A 21,548-nucleotide genomic window follows, 5' to 3' on the forward strand; every position below is an offset into this window, starting at 1 on the left:
TCACGCCGGCGTCCGAACACCGCGCACCTCCTTCTGACGGCGGTCTTGCTGCCTGCGGCGCTGGGATCGGGTGGCGGCGCCCGCGCGTTTCGCACCCCTGGGACGTTTGCGCGGGCGTTGCGGGTTGACCCGGATGCGCGCGGCGCTGGCCGCGCCACCCCGGCCCGAGGTGGTCTCCCGCGGCGCGGTCAGCTCGCGCACCCACATCGCCATGACCGACGACAGCGGGCGCTCGTGGCTGATCCGCGCGCAGATGAACCTGGTCAGGGCGATCGTGATCACGAAGCCCCAGCCGGTGTTGATGAAGTCGAAACCGAAGCCCACCTGCCGCTGGACAGCGGTGACCAGCAGGAAGACCACGATCCCGACACCCCACGCGACGTAGCGCGCACGCCACGGGAAGGTCGCTTTGGGCGGGCCGAGCCAGACGGCGTCGACCCGGTAGACCTCGTCGTCAGTGCGTACCCGCAAGGGTCACCCGCCGGTGAACAGGCCGGCGATCCACTGGCCGATGTTGGCGCCCGCGTTCGTGGTGACGGCCAGGCCGATGATCGCCAACGCGATGATGACGCCGCCCAGGCGGCGCATGACCCCCGCGTTGTCGCCCTTGCCGCCGCCGAGCCAGAGCAGCAGCAGCGCGACGGTCAACAGCAGCAGGGGGACAAGGTTGTCGAGGATCCACTGGCGCACCCCGCCTGTGCCCAGTGCGGGCTGCTGCTGGGCGAGTGTTACCAGGGTCATGGCGGTCATCTCGTACTCCTGAGTACGCAGGACTTCGCCGGGCGGGCCGAGGGGTGCCCGTCCGGTTGGTGCGCTATCGAGTAGAACACGTCTTCGTCACGAGGTGTATCGGGCGGCTAGCGGTGAGTAGATCAAGAACCGTTCCCCTGGCACTCGATTACGTCTAATCTGACCACGGACATCATGGTTGTGGAGTTGCCGGTGGAGAACCGACGTCGCCGGATTCTCCCGATTGCTGAGATAGTTCACCCGACTGCGAACCCCCTGGTCACGCACAGTGTGCAAGACCTCCGGCGTTGTTTCCGCCGGCCACGACGACTCCCCCGTCCGGCCGAGCGGAGGACACCCGAACGGCCCGCATGCCGGAGTGACGACGCCGAGGAGGCTCGCCGATGACCCAGCCGCCCGAGGCCCTGCCCGAACCAGCCGCTGGAGTGAACGAGATCACCGTCTCCATGACCGTCCCGGGCAGTGATCAGATTACCCGTGAGGACCGACAAACCGGGCGGCGGGTGCAGCGGACCGTCAACTTCGACCAGGACGTGCTGGAGCGGGCCCGGGCGGCGGCGACGTACCTGGCCGCGTACGAGGCCGAGGCGGGCGTGCGGAGCCTGGCCGACATCGTGAACCCGGCCGTCGAGGCGTACGTGGCCGAGCTGGAGCGCCGCTACAACGGCGGCGTCGCGTTCCGCCCGGTGTTCCGCATGCCGCCGGGCCGCCCCTCCCGCCGGGCCTGACCCCCGGCGCGCGGAAGGGCCCCTTCCCACCCCCAGGCGCGGAAGGGACCCCTCGGGTCGCGCGCGGCCAGTCAGCTGGAACCGGAGATCCGCCAGAAGCCGCCCGTCGGCAGCGTGTCCGGGCCGACGGCGCCCTTGTTCCAGAAGTAGTCGTTGAAGTCGGCCAGCGCGCCGCCCCCGATCGGGCCCATGGTCGCCCACGTCACGGACGCCGGCTGGGTGTCGATCGACGCCTGCGCCCACGCGTCGCGGACCTTCATCGGCTTGTTCCACCACAGGAACGGCGTGCGCACCAGGTAGTTCGCGAACTTCCCGCCGTGCACGGCGCTGTGGTAGGAGATCGTGTCGAAGCTGTTGAGCTGGTGCAGCCCGCGGAACGCCTTGCCCCAGCGCGCGGCCCAGCTCCGCCCGCCCGCCGACGCCTGCAGGATCGAGCAGGTGAACAGGCTCATCCACTCGACGTCCCGGTTGCCCCAGCGGGCCTCGTCGTCGGACAGGAACGTGTCGGTGTTGCCGCTGCACCCGGCGAAGGAGAAGCCGGTCGGCGTGCCGTGGCCCTGCCAGTAGGTCAGGTCGACGTCGTCGGCGTAGAGGTGGTCCTGGCCGCCGGCGAACGCCGGGTCCTTGAAGTCACGCTCCCAGGCGTTCCGGTCGAGCCGGCTGAACTGCACCGGCACGCCCGCGGCCGTGAACCGGTCGTTGAACGACGCCACGTTGTTCGCCGTCCACGGCAGGCCGGAGCACGGGCCGGTGCCCTCGCTGCCGACGTCGACGCGGGTGGTCCACTGCGGGCCGACGGCGCCCTCCGCGCGCGGCGGGTCGGCCGGACCGGGCTGGGGCAGCCGCGCGTCGACGGCCGCGCCGACGATGACCGACTGCACCGCGGCACCGTCGGAGTTCACGCCGTCGCACCGCAGGCCGGGCTCGATCGTGTCGACCTTCTCGGCCAGCGGTGGCGCTTCGTACACGTAGGACACGCCGGTGGGTCGCACGCTCGTGCCGAACACCTTGGCGCACCGCTCGCGGCCCTCGTCCAGGGTCAGCACGGGCACGCTGCCGACCTGGGCCAGCTCGCGGGTGGCGTAGGTGAGGCCGGAGACCGCGCCCTGCCCGTCGAACGCGACCCGCAGCTTCGCGCCCGGGCCCTCCAGCGGCACGCCGTCGAGGGTGAACGCGAACGACACCGCGGTGTCCAGCGGTGCCGTGACGACCGCCCGCAGGGTGGCGTCGACGACCTCGAACGTCGTCTGCCGGGCGGTCGGGGAGGCGTTGGCGGGCAGGAGGCCGACGCCGCGCAGGATCTCCAGGGCGCGCTTGGTGGCGTCCTCGACGGGGATGGCGCGCAGGCGCTTGAGGCCGTCGAGGTCGAGCGCCGTCAGGGTGGTCTCGGCACCGTCCTCGTCGGGCTTGCCCGCGCCCTGTTCCAGGCCGGGCACGCGCAGGTAGGTCGACTCGTCGGCGAAGGACACCGTGCCGTCGTCGGCGAGCCGGACGTCCTTGAGGCCGAACGCGCGTTGCAGGGCGGCGGCCTGGTCCGGGGTGTGCCCGGTGGACCTGACCCCGTAGACCGGCAGTTCGGCCGGCGCGGCGGTGGCGGTCGCGCCGGCGCCGGTGATCGCCGTCGCGCCCAGCAGACCGGTCAGGGCGAGCCAGGTGGCGGCCCGCCCGCTGGTGGTGGACATGGGTTTCCCTCCTCGTGGTACCGCGGGGCAGGGCCCGCGGTCTGCGGGGAGGAAGCGGCGGGGGCGGGGTTGATACCGAGGACCACTCGAACGGAGCCACTGGTGTAACGCCGGTGGCGCGCGGTGGACCTACAGGCGGACCCGTGTGCCCGGAGGCCCGTGGACGGGGCGGGTGCGGGGCGAGCGCGGCCGGGGCGAGTACGGCCGGGGCGAGCGCGGCCGGGGCGAACGCGGTCGGGGCGAGCACGACCGGGCTGGTGCGACCGGGCTGGTGCGGATGAGTCGGCATGTAAGCCGGATTCTGTTCCCGGGCGCCTCGCGGCGGTCCCGTTCGGCGGCCATCCATCTCGGCCTGCCGTCGCCGACAGGCTCCTGCGGCCTACCCGCAGGCATCGGGCGGGCCGCCCTCGAACGCCTGCGCAGGTGCCCGGGGGCACCCTCTTGGCCTTGCTCCGGGTGGGGTTTACCTAGCCGTCCCCGTCACCGGGGACGCTGGTGGTCTCTTACACCACCGTTTCACCCTTACCCCGGCTCGCGCCGGGGCGGTCTGTTCTCTGTGGCACTGTCCCGAGGGTCGCCCCTGGTTGCCGTTGACAACCACCCTGCCCTGTGGAGTCCGGACTTTCCTCGGCGACGGGTCCTTTCGAACCCGTCGACGCGGCCGCCCTGCCGACTCATCCGCGGCACCAGGATACCGGCGGGTTCCCAGGAGGTGGAACCAGGGCGGCGAAACCTTGTCGTGATGTGGACTTGCTGCTCTACTCGAAACCATGCCAGGAATCGGGGGACTGACCCGCCGCCGGCACGTCGACTTCGGCCGGACCGCCGCCGCGATCTGTTGTCGCTGACAGTTTTTATGTCGTAGTCCGAGCCTTTTCCCGAAAGGTGTCAGCGACCCATGTCCTCTATTCTGATGATTTCCGGCGGCCCGTCGCCGATGTCCCGCACCGGCGTCCTCGTCACGCACGTCGAGGGGCTGCTGCGGGAGGCCGGGTACGGGGTGCGCACCCTGCACGTGCGGCAACTGCCGACGTTGCCGCTGCTCACCGAGGACCTGCGCGACCCGGAGATCGGTGACGCGGTGGCCGCGGTGCTGCGCGCGGACGGCATCGTGGTGGCCAGCCCGGTCTACCGCGCGGCCTACAGCGGGCTGGTGAAGGCACTGGTCGACCTGTTGCCGAAGAAGGCGTTGCGCGGCCGGGTGATCCTGCCGCTGGCGACGGGCGGCAGCCAGGGTTTCCTGGTGGCGATGGACTACGCGTTGAACCCGCTGCTGGCGGGCAAAGGCGCGGACACGGTGCTGCGCGGCGAATTCGTGCTCGACCCCGACATCGAGGGCGGGACCATCGCGCCGAAAGCCGCCGAGGCGATTCGCGGCGCGGTGGACCGGTTCGCGCTGGCCGTCGAGGACGCCCGGTTCCGGCGCGACCGGGCCAGGCTGCGCCCCGCCGGATAACCCCCCGCCGGACAACCCCCGCCGGCTAACCGAGGTGCGAGGTGTCGTTGACCAGCCGCACGGAGGCCAGGCCGTCGGGGTAGAACTCGACCACCGACAGCGACGCGAGGTCGAGGTGCAGCCGGAACAGCAGCGACGGCCCGACGTCCAGCGCCATCCGCAGCAGGCACTTGATCGGCGTGACGTGGCTGACCACGACGACGTTCGCGCCGCCGAAGCGGGACAGCACGGCGTCGCGCGCCCGCCGCACCCGGCGGTGCACCTGGTCGAAGCTCTCGCCGCCGGGCGCGGGCACGGACGGGTCGCCCAGCCACCGCCGGTGCACGTCGGGGTCGCGTTCGGCGGCCTCGGCGAAGGTGAGCCCCTCCCAGCCGCCGAAGTCGGTCTCGATCAGGCCGTCGTCGGACGTCAGCTCCGCGCCGGTGGCGGACGCGACGGCCCGCGCCGTCTCCCACGCCCGGCCCAGCGGCGACGACACGACGGCGGTCAGCCCTTCGACCTTGGCCAGTCGGCGGGCCGCCGCCTCGGCCTGCCCGCGCCCGACGTCGGTCAGCGGCGGGTTGCCGCGCCCGGAGTAGCGGCGGGCCACCGACAGCTCCGTCTGCCCGTGCCGCAGCAGGTACAGCCGGGTCGGCTCACCCACCGCGCCGGTCCACGACACCGGTGAGGTGACGGCGCCGGCCGCGAGCACGGGTTCGGGCCGCCCCGACTCCGACCGCCCCTGCTCCGACCGCCCCGGCTCCGACCGCCCCGGCCGGGTGCCGCCCGCCTGCTCGTCCATCGCCCGGTTGGCCAGCCGGTCCGCCCGCTGGTTGCGCTCGCGCGGCACCCACTCGTAGGTCACCCGGTCGAACGCCCGCGCCACCTCGCGCGCCTCGGCCGCCAGCGGCTGCATGGCCGGGTGCTTCACCTTCCACCGGCCGGACATCTGCTCGACCACGAGCTTGGAGTCCATCCGCACCACCACGTGCGAGGCGCCCAGCCCGGCCGCCGCCCGCAGCCCGGCGACGAGCCCCCGGTACTCGGCCACGTTGTTGGTCGCCACGCCGATGCCCTCGGACCGCTCGGCCAGCACCTCGCCCGAGGGGTCCAGCACGACAGCGCCGTAGCCGGCGGGCCCGGGGTTGCCGCGCGAGCCGCCGTCGGCCTCGACGACGACCTTCACAGCCCCGATTCCCCGGTGCGCACCATGATCGCGCCGCACTCCTCGCACTGCAGGACCTCGTCCGCGGCGGACTCCTTGACGTGCGCGAACGCGCTGCGGTCCAGCTCGATGCGGCACGCGCCGCACCGCCGCGACTGCAGCAGCGCCGCGCCGATGCCCTTGTGCGCCCGCACCCGGTCGTAGAGGGCGAGCAGCGGCTCGGGGAACTGGCCGGTCAGGGACGCCCGCTCGGCGTCCCGCTTGGCCTCGGTCGACTCCAGGTCGGCCAGCGCGGCGTCCCGGCGGCGCGCCGCGTCCGCCAGCGCCTCCTGCGCCTTGTCCAGCTCGACCCGGGCGTGCTGGACGTCGGCCTCCACGGCCTCGCGGCGCTCCATCAGCTCCAGCAGGTCGTCCTCCAGCGCGCCGCGGCGGCGGCCGAGCGTGGCCAGCTCGTGCTCCAGGTCGGTGAGCTGCTTCGCGCCGACCGAGCCGCCCTGCAGCAGCTTGCGGTCGCGGTCCTCGCGGGCGCGGACCTGCTCGATCTCGGTCTCCTGCCGCCCGACCTCGCGGTCGAGGTCGCCCAGGGACGTCTCGACCGTGGTCAGGGCGTCCTGCTTGACCCGCAGCTGCTTCTCCGCCTCCGCGATCTCCGCGACCTCGGGCAGCGTGCGGCGCCGGTGGGTGACGCGCGACAGCTCCGCGTCGACCCGGGCGAGGTCGAGCAGCCTGCGCTGCACGGCGGGATCGGCTTTCACAGTGAACCTCTCATCGGGATGCTCCTGTCCGGCTCGTCACGCCGACGGTCCACGGGTCGGTCCGGCGGGTCGAGACGAGGACTTCGACGGTACCGCCGAGCGCGGTGCGCACGACGTGCGCCGCCTGCGCGCACCACGGCCACTCACTGGCCCAGTGCGCCACGTCGACCAGCGCGGGACCGCCCGCGGCCAGGTGCTCGCCCGCCGGGTGGTGGCGCAGGTCGGCGGTGACGTAGGCGTCCACGCCCGCGCGTGTCGCGGCGGCCAGGTAGCCGTCACCGGCGCCGCCGCACACGGCCACCCGGCGGACGGGCCGGTCCGGGTCGCCCGCCGCGCGCACGCCCCACGCCGTCTCCGGCAGGGCCTCGGCGACGCGCCGGGCGAAGTCGCGCAGCGGTTCGGGCCGGTCCAGCTCGCCGACGCGGCCGCTGCCGGTGGCGGCGCCAGCCGCGGTCGGGACGAGCGGGCCGGTGACGCGCAGGCCGAGGGCGGCGGCCAGGGCGTCCGAGACGCCGGGGTCGGCCACGTCGGCGTTGGTGTGCGCGGTGTGGAGGGCGACGCCGGCGCGGATGAGCCGGTGCACCAGGGCGCCCTTCGGGTCGTCGGCGGGCACGCCCGTGACGCCGCGCAGCATCAGCGGGTGGTGCGCCACGAGCAGCTGCGCGCCCACCTCCAGCGCCTCGTCCACTGTGGACTCGACCGGGTCGACGCAGAACAGGACCCTCGACACCGGCTCGGCGCGGTCGCCGCAGACCAGGCCGACGGCGTCCCACGACTCGGCGGTGGCGGGCGGGTAGGCGGCCTCCAGCACGGCCAACACGTCACCCAACGTGGTCACAGCTCCTCCAGCACGACTCGCAGCGCGTCCACCAGCAGGGCGAACTCCCCGGGCGCGCGGACCGCGACCCGCAGGTGATCGGGGGTCAGGCCGGGGAACGTGTCCCCCCGCCGCACGGCGATGCCCTTGTCCCGCAACGCTTCCCGCACCCGCTCCCCCCGCGGCACGCGCAGCAGCACGAACGGCGCGTCCGGCGGCACGACCACGAGGTCGCCGAGCTGCCGCACGGCGTGCGCGGTGTGCTCCCGCGCCTCCCGGGCCAGCGCCTCGGCCTCCGCCACGGCCGCCGGCTCGCAGCACGCCGCGACGGCCTCCAGCACCAGGCTGCCCACCGGCCACTGCGGCCGGGTCAGCGCGAGCCGGGCCAGCAGCTCCGGCGCGCCGAGCAGGTACCCCGCCCGCAGCCCCGCGAGGCCCCACGTCTTGGTGAGGCTGCGCAGCACCAGCAGCCCCGGCACGTCGGCGCGACCGGCCAGCGACGCCGGCTCGCCGGGGACGGCGTCGGCGAACGCCTCGTCCACCACCAGCACGCGGCCCGGCCTGCCCAGCGAGGCCACGACGTCGGCCGGGTGCAGCACGGACGTCGGGTTGGTCGGGTTGCCCAGCACCACCAGGTCGGCCTCGTCGGGCACCAGGTCGGGCCGCAGCGCGTAGCCGTCCTCGGGCGACAGCACGACCCGCCGCACGGGCACGCCCGCGTCCCGCAGCGCGACCTCCGGCTCGGTGAACGACGGGTGCACCACCGCGGCCAGCCTCGGGCGCAGGTCGGGCAGCAGCGCGAAGCCCTCGGCCGCACCGTTGAGGACCAGCACCTCGTCGGGCGCGCGGCCGTGCCTCGCGGCCACGGCGGCGCGGGCGCGGGCGTCGGCGGCGGCGGCCGGGTAGGAGCCCAGGGTGTCCAGGGCGGTGACCAGCCGGTCGCGCAGCCACGCGGGGGGCGCGGGCACCCGCACGTTCACCGCGAAGTCCGCGAGCCCTGGCGCGGCGTCGACGTCCCCGTGGTGGCGCAGCAGCGCCCGGCCGGAATCCTGGCTGGTCATCGCCGGGAGTCTAGGCGATCAGCGGCGGCGGCCTACCCGACCTGCGAGGCGGCCCAGTCCAGGTACGCGCCGGGCAGCTCCCGCAGGATGCCCAGCGCCTCGGAGTCGGGCAGGTCGGGCAGCGCCCGCACCGCCCGGGCGGCCAGCGACGTGCAGTGGGCGAGCGTGTCGGCGACCAGGCTGCCCTGCCGCAGCCGGTCCAGCAGGCCGGCCAGCTCCGCGTCGGTGAGCTCGCGGCCCCGGCGCGCGAGGAGGTCGCGCTGGTCGTCGGTCAACGCCCGCAGCAGCGGGTAGGTGTAGACGCCCTGGCGGAGGTCGTTGCCGGCGGGCTTGCCCAGCCGTTGCGAGGTGGAGGCGAGGTCGAGCAGGTCGTCCAGGACCTGGAACATCAGCCCGAACAACGCCCCGTACCGGGCCAGCGCGGCGGTGGTGGCCTCGTCGGCGTCGGCGCAGTGCGCGGCCAGCACGCAACCCACCTCGAACAGCGCCCCGGTCTTCAGCTCGATCGAGCGCAGCGCGTTGTCGGGGTCGCGGTGGGCGTCGAACAGGTCGACGACCTCCAGCACCTGGCCCTCGACCAGATCGGTCACCGCCTCGGCCAGCGCGCTCGCGGCGAACGGCGAGATCCGGTCGAGCGCGGCCTGGCTCGCGCGGGCCAGCATGAAGTCGCCGACCAGCACGGCCGGGCCCGTGCCCCAGTCCGCGTTGACCGTCCGCACGCCACGCCGCTCCTCGGCGCCGTCCATCAGGTCGTCGTGCACGAGCGAGCCGGCGTGCAGCAGCTCGACGCAGGCCGCGGCGGTGACGGCCCGGTCGGTGATCCGCCCGGACACGGCCAGCGACCCGGCCAGGACCAGCACGGAGCGCAACCGCTTGCCACCCGCCGAGGTGATGCGGCCGACGTGGGCGTTCACGATCGGCAGGGACGACGACGTCGCCAGCGCCCGGATCTCCTCCTCGACCTTCGGCAGCGCGAGGGCGAGCGCCGGCATGGTCGGCATGGTCGGGTGCTCGGGTGACGGCGCGGTGGACACGGGGCGATCGTGCCGCGACGCACCTGAGAGGCCGCTGAGACGGTCGGCGTCCGACCAGAGGAGCGACGCGGCCGGCGCGGGGGCGCGGTCAGAGCAGGGACACGGCCACGGCGAAGCACAGCAGGGCCAGCGCCAGCAGCAGGTGCGCGGGCGACGGCGACTCGTGCCGGGCCGCGCGGCACCGCGCCGGCTCGGTCGGCACCGGTCGGCCCCCGCGCGCCACCGGGTCGGCGGGCGCGACGCGGAGCCCGAATGGGTCCGGCGAACCCCCCGCACGCCACCCGTGCGCGTCATTCCCGTTCCTCCCCGACGCATTCACCACACCATTGGCGTCGGAATCACGGGTCCGCGCGTTACTCGTTATCGCGCTTTCGGAGACTCTCCTCGGCCGCTGAGAGCAGCCGCGCCCGGTCCTGTCGGGCCAACCGCTTCCGTTCCCGCTCACGCACCCATGTTCGCACGTCGTCGGCCCCCAGGCCGGCTGCTTCGCGGTAGAAATCGTCCTCGAACCACCACCACACCCGAATGCCGTACCGGGCAATGCGCACAGGCTGTTCCCGACGCAACACGTCGAGTGACGAGAAATCCGCGACCAGCACCGGAGGGCACCCCGTGCCGACGAAGAAATGGCTTTTCCGGAACCCGAAACGGCGGTGGACGAAGAATCCGGCGTTCGGGTCCGGGGCGAGCCCGCCGGGCGAGGTCACGGGCCGCGGCCGGGCGAACGCGGGTGTCTCGGGCCACGAGCGGCGGCGCACCACGACCACCGCCACCGCGCCCGCCACCAGGGCGACGAGCAGCACGACGACACCGACCACGACCCCGGACATGCCTGGACTCCCAACGCGAGCCGGTCGATTCGAGGGTCGCGGCCACCGCGCCCGGGCCCGCCGACCTGGCAGACTGCGCTGCCGTGACGCTGACCGTCTCGTTCATCTGCACCGGCAACATCTGCCGTTCCCCCGTGGCCGCGATCATATTCCGGGAGCACCTGCGCCGGGCCGGGCTGGGTGACCTCGTGGAGGTGACCAGCGCGGGCACCGGCGGCTGGCACGTGGGCGATCCGGCCGACCCGCGGGCCGAGCGGTCGTTGGCGGACAACGGCTACCCGACCGAGCACGTCGCCGCGCAGGTGGGCGAGAACCACCTGGACGCGGACCTGCTGGTGGCGCTGGACTCCGGGCACGCGCGGGCGCTGCGGCGGATGGTCGGCGACCCGGGGCGGGTGCGGCTGCTGCGCTCGTTCGACCCGGACGCCGACGGCGTGGACGTGCCCGACCCGTACTACGGCGACAAGGAGGGCTTCGACCGCGTGGTCGACATGGTGGAGGCGTCCGTGCCCGGCCTGCTGGCGTGGGTGCGCGAACGCCTGTGACCCCGGGGGAAGCGGCACGGGAGCTGACCGGCGGGCGCGTCGTCGGCGTGCGGCGGCTCGGCGGCGCGGTGTGGGAGGTCGACCTCGCCGACGGCGACCCGGTCGTCGTCAAGCGGCACGAGAGGTCGAACGCGGCCGCGGCGGAAGCGGCCTCGCTGGAGTGGCTGGCCGAGCCGGCCGGACCGCCCGTGCCGCGGTTGCGCGGCCACCGCGGCCCCTGGTTGGCGCTGGACCGGATCGCGTCGGGGCAGCCGTCGCCCCGGGCCGCCGAGGAGTTCGGCCGCCGGCTCGCCGCGCTGCACGCGACGGGCGCGCCCGCGTTCGGCGCGCCACCGCCCGGCGGACCGGTGGACGCGGCGATCGGCCTCGCCCCGATGCGCAACACCGCCTCCGGCGACTGGGCGCGGTGGTTCGCCGAGCACCGGATCGCCCGCTACGCCCGGCTGGCCGTCGACGCGGGCGCGCTGACCCCCGCCGAGGCCCGCGTCGTGGAAGCCGTCCGCGTCGAAGCGCCCGACGAGCCGCCCGCCCGGCTGCACGGCGACCTGTGGAGCGGCAACGTGCACTGGGCCGCCGACGGCCGCGCGTGGCTGATCGACCCGGCGGCGCACGGCGGCCACCGGGAGAGCGACCTGGCCATGCTCGCCCTGTTCGGCTGCCCCCACCTCGACCGGGTGCTCGCCGCCTACGACGAGGCCGCGCCGCTGGGCGCCGGGTGGCGCGACCGGGTGCCGCTGCACCAGCTGTTCCCGCTGCTGGTGCACGCCGTGCTGTTCGGCCGCGGTTACGCCCGGCAGGCGTTGGCCGCGGCCCGCTCGCTGCCGGGGTGAGCCCGCGGGACCGGGGCGTTCGGACCCCGGGAACGCCGCCCGCTTCGACCGGGTGCGGGTCACAACGGCGCAGGGCTTACCGTGGTCACGTGCGGTTCCGGTTCCTGTTGCAGCCCGGCTGGCTGGCGTTGACGCTGGCCGTCTGGGTGTTCGCGGGCGCGTGCTTCACGCTGCTGGCGCCGTGGCAGTTCCACCGCGACGCCGAGCGCGAGGCGCAGAACAACGCGGTCACCTCCTCGCTGCGCACCGACCCCGTGCCCGTCGCCGAGCTGCTCGACCGCCCCAACGCCGAGGTCGAGTGGCGACGCGCCACGCTCACCGGCCACTACCTGCCCGACGGGCAGGCGGTGGCCCGGCTGCGGACCGTGCAGGGCGAGGCCGCGTTCGAGGTCCTGACGCCGTTCCAGCTGACCGGCGGGCCGGTCGTGCTGGTCGACCGGGGGTACGTGCGGCCGGTCAGCGGGGTCAGGGTGCCCGACCTCGCCCCCGTGCCGACCGGCGAGGTGACGGTGGTCGCGCTGGCCCGCCGCGACGAGTCGGACACGCGGGACGCGTTCCAGGAGGACCGGCACCGGCAGGTGTACTCGGTGAACTCGGCCGTGGTCGGCCGGGCCGCCGGGCTCGACGTCCGACCGGGCTACTTCCAGCTCACCGAGGGCCAGCCGGGCGTCGAGGAGGCGCTGCCGCTGCCCAAGCTCGACGCGGGCCCGTTCTTCTCCTACGCGTTGCAGTGGATCGCGTTCGGCGCGATGGCGCTGGGCGGCTGGCTGTACTTCACCGTCCGCGAGATCCGCCCCGGCGGCGCGCTGCGCGACGACGCCGGCAAGGCGCGGGTCAGGCGGAAGTCCGTCGCCGAACAGCTCGCCGAAGACGAGGCCGCGCCAGCGCGATGACCGCCGTGACGGCCGCCGCCGAGGCGCCGACCACGCGCGAGAGCTCCACCGCCCGGGTGACGTGACCGGCGTCGGGGTTGCGGCCGTGCCCGAGCACCGGCCGGTCCTCCGCGCCGTGCGCGTACACCGTGCGACCGCCCAGCCGGACCTCCAGCGCGCCCGCGAACGCCGCCTCGACCTGACCGGCGTTGGGGCTCGGGTGCGCCTTCGCGTCCCGCCGCCAGGTGCGCCACGCCTCGCCCGCCGACCCGCCGACGACCGGCGCGCCCGCCGCCGTGAGCAGCGCCGCCAGCCGCGACGGCACCAGGTTCGCCACGTCGTCCAGCCGTGCCGCGGCCCAGCCGAACCGGCGGTAGCGGTCGTCGCGGTGGCCGATCATGGCGTCGAGGGTGTTGACCGCGCGGTAGCCCAGCAGCCCCGGCACGCCCGCGACCGCGCCCCAGAACAGCGGCGCGACCACGGCGTCGGACGTGTTCTCCGCCACGGACTCGACGGTCGCCTTGGCCAGCCCCGTCGTGTCGAGCCTGCTCGGGTCGCGCCCGCACAGGTTGGGCAAGCGGTTGCGCGCCGCGTCGAGGTCGCCGCCGTCCAGCTCGCGGCCCATCGCCGTGCCCTCGTCGGCCAGCGACGACCCGCCGAGCACCACCCAGGTCGCGGCGGCCGTGGTGAGGGCCTCGACCACCTGGCCGCGCCTGCCCAGCCGCTCCACCGCGAGACCGGCGAGCACCGTGCCGCCGACGAGCGCCGCCGTGTGGACCGCGCCGGCCGCCCGGTGGTCGCGGTACGACTCGCGCTCCAGTGCCGCCGCGGCACGTCCGAACCCCGCCACCGGGTGGTACTTCCGGGGATCGCCGAGCACCGCGTCAGCGGCCACGCCCAGCACCAACCCCACCGCGCGCCCCAGACTCACACGGGCACGGTAGCCCGCACCCGTCGGACCGCCGCACTAGGGTGGCGCACCGTGGAACCAGCCGGCCGCCTCAAGCTCTACGCGTACCTGGACGCCCGCGACCACCAGCGCACGTACCTGGCGATCATGCGGTTGTTCACGTCGACGCTGCTGGCCGACCTGTCCGCGGGCGAGGTCGCCGGCGCGCTGGCGGGCGCGGAGCGGGAGGGCCGGGTCGAGCCGGGCGAGTCGCGCATCGAGAACGTGATCAACCGGCTCCGGCAGCTCGTCGAGTGGGGCAACCTGGTGCAGGGCAGGCGCGAGGTCGTGGCTACCAGCATCGCCGAGTTCCAGCACGGCAGCGTGCGCTACCAGGTCGGCAAGCTCGCCGTGCGGGTGCAGCGGGACGTGGACGAGCTGCTGCGCGTGCCGGAGGGCGCGCGGGAGGTGTCGCGGGAGCTGCTGCCCGCCGTGGAACGCGGCCTGGACCGGCTGGGCCGGTCGCTGTCGGAGGCGCTGGTCAGCGGCGCGCCCCGGGCGCGCGAGGTGCTGGCCGAGCAGGTCACCACGCTGTTCCTGCAGCACGCCGAGCTGGCCGCGACCGTGCGCGACTTCTACGCCTACCTCGGTCAGGTCGTGACGCGGCACCACCTCGCGCCGGAGGAGATCTCCGGGTTCCGCAACCTGCTGGTCGAGTACATCCAGATGGTCGTGGAGGACGTGCTGCGGCACACCCCGGCCATCGCCGACGCCCTGGCCCGCGTCAACTCGGCGCGCGCGGAGCTGCTGCGCCTGCTGGGCCGGGCCGACCTGGGCGAGCGGGTGGAGCGGTCGCGGGGCCGGTCGGCCGCGGACTGGCAGGAGCTGACCGACTGGTTCGTGGACCGACCGGGCCGGCCGAGCCAGGTCACGGCGCTGCGCGAGGCCACGGCCCGGGCGATCGGGTCGCTGCTGGCCAGCGTGAAGCGGGCCACGTCCGGCGGCGGGCTGCTCCCGAGCCGGCGGGCCGAGCTGCTCAAGCTCGCCGCGTGGTTCGACTCGGGCACCCGCGAGCAGGCCCACGAGCTGTACGCGGCGGCGTTCGGGCTGTACTCGGCGCGGCACGTGTCCCCCGCCCCGGAGCACGACCGCGACAACGAGCGCACGCCGTGGCGCGACGGACCGGTGGTGGACGTGCAGGTCAGCGTCCGCAGCCGCGGCGACCGGGGTGCGCGCGGCCGCACGTCGCGCATCCTGGACGACCCGATGACCGAGCAGTCGCTGCTGGCCGAGGCGCGGGAGGCCGACGAGCGGCGCGCGGCCTCGGTGGCGGAGCTGGCGGTCGCCGCGCCCCGGCTGGCCGAGACCACCCTGTCCGGCGAGGCGCTCGGCGTGCTGTGCGAGCTGCTGACGCTGGCGATGGCGCAGCGCGACACGGCGGCGGACCCGGGTTCGGCGACCGACCCGGTGCGCGGGCTGCGCGTGACGGTGGAGCACGCGGCCGGTCGGTCGACCCGCATCCGCTCGGCGGCGGGCACGTTGACGCTGCACGACTCGACGCTGGTGCTCGACTGATGTTCGACGGCCTCTCCGAGATCGACGCGGCGAACGTCGTGCGCTGCGCGCGCACCCTGCTGCGGCGGCCGTTGCTGCGCGCGGACGGGCCGGACGGCGAGCTGCTGTCGCTCGTCTACCGGCACCGGGCCGCGTTGCAGGACCTGTTCGCCCGCCTGCTGGGCTACCGGCTGGTGGTGGAGCGGCGGTTCGCCCGGCTCTACAAGTCCGGGCCGGGCGCGGACGACTCGCGCGGCGTGCTGGGCATGTCACCGCGCGGGTACGCGTACGTGGCGCTGACCATGGCGGTGCTGACCGGCGTCGGGCGGCAGGCATTGCTGTCGCGGCTGGTCGCGGACGTGCGCGCGGCGGCGGTGGAGGCCGGGCTCACCGTCGTGGACGACGTGGCGGACCGGCGGGCGCTGACGGCGGCCCTGCGGCACCTCGTGTCGCTGGGCGTGCTGCACGAGACCGAGGGCACGGTGGACGTGCACACCGAGGCGTTGATCACCGTCGACACCGACCTGCTCGGGCAGCTGCTGACCGGGCCGGTGGGCGAGGCGTCCTCCCCCGGGCGGCTGGTGGAGCTGGCCGCCCGGCCCGGCCCGCGCGGGGTGGAGCACGCGGTGCGGCGCAAGCTCGTGGAGGACCCGGTCGTGCTGTACGCCGACCTGCCGCCGGAGCAGGCCGAGTGGCTGCGGCGCAACCAGCGCAAGGAGACGTCGCTGCTGGAGACGTGCTTCGGCCTGCGCACCGAGTGCCGCGTCGAGGGCGTGCTGGCCGCCGACCCCGAGGACTACCTGACCGACCTGTACTTCCCCGGCACGTCCACGGTGGCGCGGCTCGCGCTGCTGGCCCTGCCGGAGCTGCTGGACTCGGAGCCGCGCGCCGCCGACGGCCGGCACGTCGTGGCCGTGCCGGCGTTGCGGGCGGTGTGCGAGCGGCTGGTGGAGGACTACCCGACCGCGTGGTCCAAGCAGTTCACCGAGGACCTGGACCGGCTGGTCGCCGAGGTGCTGGAGCTGTTGCGCCGCATGGGGTTGGCGGTCCCGTCGGAGGAGGGGTGGCTGCTCAACGCCGCCGCGCACCGGTGGCTGCCCGCGCCCGACGGCGACCCGGAACGTGACGTGGAGCCGGTGGTCGTGCCGGACGTGCCCAGCTGGTCGTTGTTCGATGAGGAGACCGCGTGAACAGGTGGCGGCTGCACAGGGGCGGCATCGTCAACATCTGGCAGTACACCGAGCAGACGTTCGACTTCTCCGGTGGGCGCGCGATCTTCCAGGGCACCAACGGGTCGGGCAAGTCGCGCACGCTGGAGCTGCTGCTGCCGCTGTGCCTGGACGGCGACCTGCGGCAGGTCGGCTCCAAGGGCTTCGACACGGTGTCGCTGCGGCGGCTCATGCTGGACGACTACGACGGCGGGCCCAACCGGATCGGCTACGCGTGGGTCGAGCTGACCCGTGGTGACGACGAGTTCCTGACCTGCGGGTTGGGGGTGAAGGCCTCCAAGACCTCGCAGGCCATCACCGACTCGTGGCGGTTCGTCACCCCGTCCCGCGTCGGGCACGGCCTGGCGCTGGTGGGCGCGGACCGCACGCCGCTCGGCCCGGCGCAGCTGCGCGACCTGATCGGCGCGGACTGCGTGCTGGAGGAGGCGGCGTTCCGGGCGCGCGTCGCCGAGACCGTGTACGGCGTGCCCGCGCCCCGCTACGGCGACCTGCTGCACCTCCAGCGGACGCTGCGCAACCCGGACGTCGGGTTGAAGGTGCTGGAGGGGCAGCTGGAGCAGATCCTGTCCGACGCGCTGCCGCCGCTGGACCAGGCGATGGTCGAGCAGCTGGCGACGTCGTTCGACGACCTGGAGTCGATCCGGGAGAACATCACGCGGCTGTCGTCGGCCGACGCGGCGCTGGGGACGTTCCTGAAGACGTACTCCGACTACGCGTTCGGCGGGTTGCGGGCGGCGGCGGAGAAGGTGGGCGCGGCCGAGGACGGGGTGCGCAGGCTGGAACGCGCGTCCGCCCGGCTGTCGGCGTCGTTGGAGGAGGCGCTGTCGGCGCGGGCGGCGGCGGAGCACTCGTTGGCGTCGCTGGAGGCCGGCGAGCAGCGGGCCGAGGAGACGATCGGCGCGTTGAAGGAGCTGCCGGCGTTCCGCGACCTCCAGGACCTGCGGACCCGCGAGAAGCTGGTGGCGGAGAAGCGCTCGTCGGCGGTGGCGGCGCTGGACACGGCGAACAGGCAGCGGTTGCAGGAGGACGGCGCCGTCGACGGCGTGCTGCGGCTGCTGCGGCGGTTGGCGGAGGACCTGGGGTCGGCGCGGGAGCTGGTGGAGCCGTTGCGCCACCACCTGCGCGTGGCCGGGTTGTCGGCGGACACCGTGCCGGAGCTGCCCCGGGTGTCCACTTCGGACGCGGTCGTGCGCACCGAGTCGGTGCGGGCCAAGCCGGACCCGGAGAGCGAGCCGCTGCCGATCGAACGCCGGGTGCCGCCCGAGGTCTCGGTGGAGGCCGGTGCGCTGGAGGAGGCGGCGGCGCGGGCGGAGGAGGTCGCTTCGGCGGCCCGGCAGCGCGGTGCCCTGGCCCTGGCGCTGGCCGCGCGGGCGGCGGAGCTGGACGCGGCGCGGCGGGAGGTGGACGCGCTGCGGCAGACGGCGCGGGATGCCCGGCACGCGGCGACCGAGGCGGCGGCGCTGCGCGACCAGGAGGCGCGGGAGCTGGCGGAGGTCGCCCAGGCGTGGCTGGCCGACGTCGACTCGTGGCGCACCTCCGGTCCCTTGGCGGAGACGCCCCCGGAGCACCCGCTCCCCCTGCCGAACTCGGCCGACCCGACCACGGCGCGCGCTCTGACCACGGCGGCGCGCGAGTGGGCGAGCCCCTCGGTCACGGCCGCCCGCGCCGACGCGCACGCGGTCTCCCAGCGCCGGAAGGACCTGGCCACCGCGATCAACGCCCTGGACGCGGAACTGTCGGCCCTGCGGTCGGGCACGGGCCGGACCCCGGTGCGGGGCCGGTTCACGGCGGCGGACCGGGACAGCGCCACGGGTGCCCCGTTCTACCGCCTGGTCGACTTCCACCCGTCGGTGGACGAGGCGTCGCGGGCGGGTCTGGAGGCGGCCCTGGAGGCGTCCGGCCTGCTGGACGCCTGGGTCACCGCGACACTTCCGGGTGAAGAATCCGCCGAAGTGTACGGAAACACCGTTACCACACCTCGGTTGAAAACGAGCGGCCCCGCCGAAACCACCCCCGACCGCCCAACCCCGCCGGCCGTGCCCAGCACCCCGCTGGCCGTGCCCGGCACCCCGGTGGACGGCCCGTCCCTGGCGACGGTCCTGATCCCGGCCGTCGAGCCGAACTCCCCGGTCCCCGCCGCCGCGGTCGCCGACCTGCTCGCCTCGGTCAGCCTGCACCCCCTGCCCCCGGCCCCCGCCGCTCCCGCGCCCACTCCTGCACCCGCGGACGCGGACGCAACCCCGCCCCCTGCCCCCGGCACGGGCTTCGCGGTGTCGCCGGACGGGCGTTGGCGGGCGGGCGTGCTGACCGGCGCGTGGCACAAGGACGCGGCGGAGTTCATCGGGGCCGGTGCCCGCGAAGCCGCCCGCCGCCGTCGCATCGCGGAACTCGAGGACGAGCTGGCCACCCTGCGCGCCGACCTGGGCGCGGCCGAAGCCGACCTCGCCGCCGCGCACGCCCGGGTCGGGCAGTGGGAGGCCCACCTCGACCGCTTCCCCGCCGACCGCGAGCTGGTCGCCCGGCACGGCCGCCTCCAGGCCGCGCAGGAATCCGCCGACCGGGCCACCCGCCGCGCCGAGGAGCTGCGCGACGAGCTGGCCACCGCCCAGGCCCGCGGTGAAGCCGCCGCGGCGGAGGTCGTGCGGCAAGCCGGCGACGCGGGCCTGCCGGCGACCACCGACGGGCTCCGGCAGGCGCAGCAGGCGGCCGCCGAGGCCCAACGCACGGCCGACCGGTTGGGCGACGTGCTGCGCCGTCAGTGCCGCAGCACGGTCGCCGACCTGACCGACGCGGCGCACCGGTACCACGCGGCGGTGGAGGACCGGGTCGCGGCGGAGGCCGATGCGCAGGCGCGGTGCGTGGACTACGGGTCGCAGGCGTCGACGTTGGCGGAGCTGACGGACGCGATCGGCGGCGAGGCCAAGGAGATCGCGGACCAGCTGTCCACTCTGGAGCGTTCACGGCGCGAGATGCGCGATGAGCTCAAGGGGGTCCGCGAGCAGGTCGCGTCGGCGCGCGAGCAGGCAGCGAAGCTGTCCGCGCAGCTGGAAACGTCCGCCGAACAGCTCGCCACCGCCCGCGACGCCCTCACCCGCGCCACCGAGCACTTCAAGGCCACCGTGCGGGCCCCGGGCATCCTCGTCGCCGCGCTCCCCGACGTCCCTGAGGACGTCACGTCCGTCCGTGCGGCCCTCGCGGCGTCCGACCGGCGCGGCGCGGGCGAGGCCACGGTGATCACCAAGTTGCAGGCGTTGCAGACGTCGCTGGCGGGCAGCCACGACATCGCCGCCGAGCAGCACGTCGGCCTGCTCACGGTCACGGTCACCGGCGAGGAGGGCGCCCGCCCGGTCGCCGTCGCCGCGCGGCAGGTCACCGCGAAGCTGGCCGAGCAGCGCGGTTTCCTCGACGAGCGGTACCAGAACATCTTCGCCGACTACCTGATCCGCGACCTGGCCGAGTGGCTGCGCGGGCAGATCGCCGTCGCCGAGGACCTGTGCAAGCGGATGAACGAGGTGCTCGGCAAGGCGCGGTCGAGCCAGGGCGTGCACGTGAAGCTGGCGTGGAAGCCGTCGGCGGCGCTGGAGGAGGAGACGCGCGACGCGTTGGCGCTGGTCCGCCTGCCGTACGCGGAGCGCGACCCCGAGCAGGACGCCACCCTGCGCCGCGTGTTCACCGAACGCATCGAAGCCGAACGCGACGCCCACACGGGCAACTACGCCGAGATCCTGTCGCGCGCCTTGGACTACCGCACGTGGCACCAGTTCACGGTCACGGTCGCCGACACGGGCCCGGACGGCAACCCGCGCGAACGCCGGTTGCGCCAGCTGTCGTCGGGCGAGACGCGGCTCATCTCGTACGTGACGCTGTTCGCGGCGGCGGCGTCGTTCTACGACGCGGTCAGCGGCGAGTTCTCGCCGCTGCGGCTGGTGCTGCTGGACGAGGCGTTCGAGCGGCTGGACGACCCGACGATCGCGCGCATGCTGGGCCTGCTGGTGGACCTCGACATGGACTGGGTGATCACCTGGCCGAGCGGCTGGGGCGTGTCCGACAAGATCCCCCGCATGCACATCTACGACGTGCTGCGGCCCAAGAACGGGCGCGGCGTGGCGTGCACGCAGACCACGTGGGACGGCGCGGCGCTGGACCGGATCGACCCCTAGACGGCGCGGCTGGCCGCGCGGCGGCGCACACCGCCCGCGGCCAGGAACTCGGCCACCGGCAGCGTCGCCGCACCCAGGGCGACCGACTCCGGGCCCAGCTCGCACAGGGTGATCGACGCCTGCTCGAACGGTCGGTGCAGGGCGTGGCGCGAGGCCTGGGCGCGGATGTCGTCGAGGATCCGCGCGCCCAGCAGCAGGCCGGCCCAGCCGCCCACGATGACCTGCGACGGGTTGAACAGGTTGATCAGGTTCGCGATGCCGAGGCCGGCGTAGCGGGCGGTCTCGGCGAGGACGTCCCGGGCGGCGCGCGACCCGTCCTCGACCAGCGCCGCCAGCGCCGCCTCCTGCTCGGCGGGCACGTCGGCCTTCACCGCGCGGTACCGCCGCACGACGGCCGACGCGCCGATGTACGCCTCCAGGCACCCGTGCGCGCCGCACCGGCACGGGCGGCCGTCCAGCGCGACCGTCGTGTGCCCCCACTCCCCCGCGCCGCCCGACGAACCCCGGTACAGCACGCCGCCGGTGATGACGCTCGCGCCGACGCCCGACCCGATCAGCGCGACCACCGCGTCACCCGTGCCGCGACCGGCGCCGAACCACACCTCGGCCTGCCCGAGCGTGTTCGCGCCGTTGTCCAGGAACAGCGGCAGGTCGGTGCCGGTCCGCAGCAGGTGCTCCAGCTCGACGCCGTGCCAGCCGACGGTCTGCGCGTACACCAGGCCGTGCTCGACCTGGCCGGGCACGCCGATGCCGACGCCGAGCACGTCGTCCACCCCGCTCGCCGCGAGGCACCGGTCGAGCCCTTCCAGGACGCGCCGGGCCACGTCGTCCACCGAGTGGGCGTCGGGCTCCATCGGGAAGGTCGCCTCGGCCAGCCGCCGCAGCGTCAGGTCGAACACCTCGACCAGCACGTGCGTCTCGCCGACGTCGACGCCCACCACGGCCGCGTGCGCCGGGTTCACGCGCAGCAGCACGCGCGGCCGCCCGCCGTCCGAGTCGACCTGCCCGGCCTCGACCACGACGCCGTCGGCGATGAGTTCGGCGACCACGTTGCTGACCGACGCCTGGCTGAGCCCGGTGAGGCCGGCGAGCTCCTGCCGGCTGCGCGGTTCGTCGAAGTACAGCGCGCGCAGCACCCGCGCCCGGTTTCCGGCGCGCAGGTCGCGCACGGTCAGCTTGCGGTGCACGGCGACCCCCATCGGGCGAGTAGGA

19 protein-coding genes and 1 other RNA gene are annotated in these 21,548 nt (G+C 74.9%); 8 read left to right on the top strand and 12 right to left on the bottom strand.

Annotated elements, in window-relative coordinates:
* A complete protein-coding gene (locus ACIGNX_RS28670) occupies window positions 1-471 on the bottom strand; it encodes a hypothetical protein (RefSeq protein WP_396543925.1) in 471 nt (156 codons plus the stop codon).
* Window positions 472-474: 3 nt separating this feature from the next.
* Entirely contained in the window at window positions 475-750 is a 276-nt protein-coding gene (locus tag ACIGNX_RS28675; protein WP_366199454.1) for a hypothetical protein, read from the bottom strand.
* A 383-nt stretch (window positions 751-1,133) separates the two neighbouring features.
* Between ACIGNX_RS28675 and ACIGNX_RS28680 the strand changes: the two genes are divergently transcribed.
* Window positions 1,134-1,478 carry a hypothetical protein gene (locus tag ACIGNX_RS28680; protein ID WP_396543926.1) on the top strand — a complete coding sequence of 115 codons (345 nt, stop codon included), beginning with the start codon at window positions 1,134-1,136 and terminating at the stop codon, window positions 1,476-1,478.
* A 71-nt stretch (window positions 1,479-1,549) separates the two neighbouring features.
* Here ACIGNX_RS28680 and ACIGNX_RS28685 read toward each other — a convergent pair whose 3' ends face one another.
* Together ACIGNX_RS28685 and rnpB are read right to left on the bottom strand one after the other, a co-directional pair.
* Complete coding sequence (locus tag ACIGNX_RS28685; RefSeq protein WP_396543927.1) at window positions 1,550-3,160, bottom strand: DUF6345 domain-containing protein; 1,611 nt, start codon at window positions 3,158-3,160, stop codon at window positions 1,550-1,552.
* A 274-nt stretch (window positions 3,161-3,434) separates the two neighbouring features.
* Window positions 3,435-3,837, bottom strand: an RNA gene (gene rnpB, locus ACIGNX_RS28690) — RNase P RNA component class A.
* 221 nt (window positions 3,838-4,058) lie between these two features.
* Here rnpB and ACIGNX_RS28695 point away from each other — a divergent pair.
* A complete protein-coding gene (locus ACIGNX_RS28695; RefSeq protein ID WP_396543928.1) occupies window positions 4,059-4,616 on the top strand; it encodes an NAD(P)H-dependent oxidoreductase in 558 nt (185 codons plus the stop codon).
* A 25-nt stretch (window positions 4,617-4,641) separates the two neighbouring features.
* Here the strand turns inward: ACIGNX_RS28695 and ACIGNX_RS28700 are convergent, their stop codons facing one another.
* The 6 genes from ACIGNX_RS28700 to ACIGNX_RS28725 form a co-directional block, all read right to left on the bottom strand.
* Window positions 4,642-5,781 (bottom strand): bifunctional RNase H/acid phosphatase, encoded by a 1,140-nt coding sequence (locus ACIGNX_RS28700; RefSeq protein ID WP_396543929.1) that lies wholly within the window; start codon window positions 5,779-5,781, stop codon window positions 4,642-4,644.
* The gene (locus ACIGNX_RS28705; RefSeq protein ID WP_396543930.1) at window positions 5,778-6,515 is read right to left on the bottom strand and encodes a zinc ribbon domain-containing protein; all 738 of its coding nucleotides are present in this window, start codon (window positions 6,513-6,515) and stop codon (window positions 5,778-5,780) included. Before ACIGNX_RS28705 ends, ACIGNX_RS28700 begins: the two co-directional genes overlap by 4 nt.
* Before the next feature lie 10 nt (window positions 6,516-6,525).
* Complete coding sequence (locus ACIGNX_RS28710; RefSeq protein ID WP_396543931.1) at window positions 6,526-7,353, bottom strand: Nif3-like dinuclear metal center hexameric protein; 828 nt, start codon at window positions 7,351-7,353, stop codon at window positions 6,526-6,528.
* Window positions 7,350-8,393, bottom strand: coding sequence for an Rv2231c family pyridoxal phosphate-dependent protein CobC (gene cobC, locus ACIGNX_RS28715; protein WP_396543932.1), 1,044 nt, complete (start codon window positions 8,391-8,393; stop codon window positions 7,350-7,352). The genes ACIGNX_RS28710 and cobC overlap by 4 nt, the downstream gene beginning before the upstream one ends.
* A gap of 32 nt (window positions 8,394-8,425) precedes the next feature.
* The gene (locus ACIGNX_RS28720; protein WP_396543933.1) at window positions 8,426-9,427 is read right to left on the bottom strand and encodes a polyprenyl synthetase family protein; all 1,002 of its coding nucleotides are present in this window, start codon (window positions 9,425-9,427) and stop codon (window positions 8,426-8,428) included.
* A gap of 353 nt (window positions 9,428-9,780) precedes the next feature.
* Window positions 9,781-10,257: a hypothetical protein gene (locus ACIGNX_RS28725; protein ID WP_396543934.1), complete on the bottom strand. Its 477-nt coding sequence runs from the start codon at window positions 10,255-10,257 to the stop codon at window positions 9,781-9,783.
* A gap of 89 nt (window positions 10,258-10,346) precedes the next feature.
* Between ACIGNX_RS28725 and ACIGNX_RS28730 the strand changes: the two genes are divergently transcribed.
* From ACIGNX_RS28730 to ACIGNX_RS28740, 3 genes are all read left to right on the top strand, one after another.
* Window positions 10,347-10,802 carry a low molecular weight protein-tyrosine-phosphatase gene (locus ACIGNX_RS28730; RefSeq protein ID WP_396544072.1) on the top strand — a complete coding sequence of 152 codons (456 nt, stop codon included), beginning with the start codon at window positions 10,347-10,349 and terminating at the stop codon, window positions 10,800-10,802.
* On the top strand, window positions 10,799-11,632 hold the full coding sequence (locus ACIGNX_RS28735; RefSeq protein WP_396543935.1) for a fructosamine kinase family protein: 834 nt from the start codon (window positions 10,799-10,801) through the stop codon (window positions 11,630-11,632). Before ACIGNX_RS28730 ends, ACIGNX_RS28735 begins: the two co-directional genes overlap by 4 nt.
* Window positions 11,633-11,721: 89 nt before the next feature.
* Complete coding sequence (locus ACIGNX_RS28740) at window positions 11,722-12,525, top strand: SURF1 family protein (protein ID WP_396543936.1); 804 nt, start codon at window positions 11,722-11,724, stop codon at window positions 12,523-12,525.
* On the opposite strand, the gene ACIGNX_RS28745 is transcribed toward ACIGNX_RS28740, so the two are convergent.
* A complete protein-coding gene (locus ACIGNX_RS28745; RefSeq protein WP_396543937.1) occupies window positions 12,467-13,435 on the bottom strand; it encodes a cobalamin biosynthesis protein in 969 nt (322 codons plus the stop codon). The two genes, ACIGNX_RS28740 and ACIGNX_RS28745, sit on opposite strands and share 59 nt — an antisense overlap.
* 51 nt (window positions 13,436-13,486) lie before the next feature.
* On the opposite strand from ACIGNX_RS28745, the gene ACIGNX_RS28750 reads away from it, so the two are divergent.
* The 3 genes from ACIGNX_RS28750 to ACIGNX_RS28760 are packed head-to-tail and all read left to right on the top strand — an operon-like array spanning window position 13,487 to window position 20,336.
* On the top strand, window positions 13,487-14,968 hold the full coding sequence (locus ACIGNX_RS28750; protein ID WP_396543938.1) for a DUF2397 domain-containing protein: 1,482 nt from the start codon (window positions 13,487-13,489) through the stop codon (window positions 14,966-14,968).
* Window positions 14,968-16,137, top strand: coding sequence for a TIGR02678 family protein (locus tag ACIGNX_RS28755; RefSeq protein ID WP_396543939.1), 1,170 nt, complete (start codon window positions 14,968-14,970; stop codon window positions 16,135-16,137). Before ACIGNX_RS28750 ends, ACIGNX_RS28755 begins: the two co-directional genes overlap by 1 nt.
* Window positions 16,134-20,336: an SbcC/MukB-like Walker B domain-containing protein gene (locus ACIGNX_RS28760; RefSeq protein WP_396543940.1), complete on the top strand. Its 4,203-nt coding sequence runs from the start codon at window positions 16,134-16,136 to the stop codon at window positions 20,334-20,336. Before ACIGNX_RS28755 ends, ACIGNX_RS28760 begins: the two co-directional genes overlap by 4 nt.
* Here ACIGNX_RS28760 and ACIGNX_RS28765 read toward each other — a convergent pair.
* Window positions 20,333-21,535, bottom strand: coding sequence for an ROK family protein (locus ACIGNX_RS28765; RefSeq protein ID WP_396543941.1), 1,203 nt, complete (start codon window positions 21,533-21,535; stop codon window positions 20,333-20,335). The two genes, ACIGNX_RS28760 and ACIGNX_RS28765, sit on opposite strands and share 4 nt — an antisense overlap.
* Between the last annotated feature and the right edge of the window lie 13 nt (window positions 21,536-21,548).

It is taken from the genome of Actinosynnema sp. NPDC053489 (genome assembly GCF_044544865.1).
In the GTDB taxonomy this organism is placed as follows: domain Bacteria; phylum Actinomycetota; class Actinomycetes; order Mycobacteriales; family Pseudonocardiaceae; genus Actinosynnema.

Bases quoted from the DNA above. Each gene is read 5' to 3' on its own strand.
- ACIGNX_RS28755 (WP_396543939.1), top strand. From the start codon at position 14,968: ATGTTCGACGGCCTCTCCGAGATCGACGCGGCGAACGTCGTGCGCTGC.
- ACIGNX_RS28765 (WP_396543941.1), bottom strand. From the start codon at position 21,535: ATGGGGGTCGCCGTGCACCGCAAGCTGACCGTGCGCGACCTGCGCGCC.
- ACIGNX_RS28695 (WP_396543928.1), top strand. From the start codon at position 4,059: ATGTCCTCTATTCTGATGATTTCCGGCGGCCCGTCGCCGATGTCCCGC.
- ACIGNX_RS28725 (WP_396543934.1), bottom strand. From the start codon at position 10,257: ATGTCCGGGGTCGTGGTCGGTGTCGTCGTGCTGCTCGTCGCCCTGGTG.
- ACIGNX_RS28680 (WP_396543926.1), top strand. From the start codon at position 1,134: ATGACCCAGCCGCCCGAGGCCCTGCCCGAACCAGCCGCTGGAGTGAAC.
- cobC (WP_396543932.1), bottom strand. From the start codon at position 8,393: ATGACCAGCCAGGATTCCGGCCGGGCGCTGCTGCGCCACCACGGGGAC.
- ACIGNX_RS28685 (WP_396543927.1), bottom strand. From the start codon at position 3,160: ATGTCCACCACCAGCGGGCGGGCCGCCACCTGGCTCGCCCTGACCGGT.
- ACIGNX_RS28675 (WP_366199454.1), bottom strand. From the start codon at position 750: ATGACCGCCATGACCCTGGTAACACTCGCCCAGCAGCAGCCCGCACTG.